We start from the raw sequence: 1,743 nt of genomic DNA on the forward strand, positions 1-1,743 counted from the left end.
TAAGGAGAAATTTGAAGGAAACACGGAACACAGCACCGCAGCGTACACTTTAGTACGTGAGGATGCGAGTACCGGATTGACGTACAAATTACCCTTAGAAGCAAGTTATGCAAGAAGTTTGTTAATATTTTTTCTGTGCCGTTCAGGATATAGGTCATTTATCGCAGCAAATTTTATAACTAATATAGGTTATAAAAATTGTTATAATATTAGTGACGGCTTTGAAGGAAATAATCAAGACAAAGGTTGGAAACAAAATAACTTACCGTGGCAGTTTTAAGTGAGTACTAATCAAATAATTTTAACGGATCAAGGTGATAATTATGTAAATGTCTGGAGTCACGTGGCTCAAGATCTTTACAATCATTACGGTGAAACTCTATATAATAGCTGGTTTAGTAAAGTCAATTTTATAGAATCTTCATTAAATACCGTTATTCTTTGTGCCCCTACTAACTTTGTTAGAGATTGGATAAAATCCAAGTACTCTATGATCATATTGCAACTATTTCAACATTATAATAATACCATTAAGTCGATTGAAATAATTACTAAAGAGTTACCTGGAACAACCCAAACAGTTATAGAATTACCTACTAAGACTTTTGCCGATATTGGCAGCAGTGAACTTAATTCGGAAAATATCTTTTCAACCCTTGACGTACGTTTTACTTTCGATAATTTTGTGGTTGGAGCCCCAAATGAGCTAGCTTATGCAGCAGCAAGAGCAGTTGCGGAATCATCAGGTGCGGTTTCTGAGTCTAATCCGCTTTTTCTATATGGCGGCGTAGGGCTTGGTAAAACTCATTTAATGCATGCAATTGGTTGGTATATCAAGCAGAATAACCCAAGCCGCAAAGTTATATACATGTCGGCAGAGAAGTTTATGTATCAGTTTGTTAAAGCTCTGCGTAATAAAGAAGTAATCTCGTTTAAAGAGAAATTCCGCTCGGTTGACGTATTAATGATTGATGACATTCAATTTATTTGCGGTAAAGATAGTACGCAGGAAGAATTTTTCCATACTTTTAATACATTGATTGATAATAACCGTCAAATGGTTATTTCTTGTGATAGGTCGCCTTCAGATTTAGATAATATTGAAGATCGGATAAAATCTCGTCTTGGATGGGGCTTAGTTGCCGACGTTCATAGTACTACTTATGAGCTACGACTCGGTATTCTAGAATCTAAGATTGAGCAGATGAACGTTAAAATACCGAAAGACGTAATTGATTTTTTAGCATCTAAAATCGTTTCAAACGTTAGAGAACTTGAAGGAGCTTTAAATAAAGTGATAGCTCATTCTAATTTTACTTTAAAAGAAATTACACTCGAAAATACACAAAATATTTTAAGAGATTTATTACGTTCTAATGAAAGAATAATTACTGTTGAAGATATTCAGAAAAAAGTAGCTAGTCGTTATAATATTAAATTATCCGATATGTCTTCTTCTCGAAGATTACGAGAAGTTGCAAGACCGCGTCAAATAGCTATGTATCTTAGTAAAGCATTAACGCCGAAAAGCCTTGCAGATATCGGTAAAAAATTCGGTAAAAAAGACCACACAACGGTTATGCATGCTATTAAGAAAGTAGAAGAATTGCTGAAAAACGATATAGAACTAAGTGAAGAGATTAATTTGCTGATGAAAATATTGCAGAACTAAATGTCATACCGTGGTCAAGCTGGCTTTGTTGCATGGCTCGAAAAACCGACTCGATGTCATTCCCGCGAAAG

The 1,743-nt window shown here is 34.8% G+C and carries 2 protein-coding genes; both read left to right on the forward strand.

The features are described 5' to 3' along the window. Window positions 1–280, forward strand: a 280-nt coding sequence (locus REIS_RS15680) for a palindromic element RPE1 domain-containing protein (protein WP_008580149.1), incomplete at its 5' end; no start/stop codon positions are given. Beyond that, the gene (gene dnaA / locus REIS_RS04825; RefSeq protein WP_008580150.1) at window positions 281–1,672 is read left to right on the forward strand and encodes a chromosomal replication initiator protein DnaA; all 1,392 of its coding nucleotides are present in this window, start codon (window positions 281–283) and stop codon (window positions 1,670–1,672) included. Window positions 1,673–1,743: the final 71 nt, after the last annotated feature.

It is taken from the genome of Rickettsia endosymbiont of Ixodes scapularis (genome assembly GCF_000160735.1).
Lineage (GTDB): Bacteria > Pseudomonadota > Alphaproteobacteria > Rickettsiales > Rickettsiaceae > Rickettsia > Rickettsia tamurae.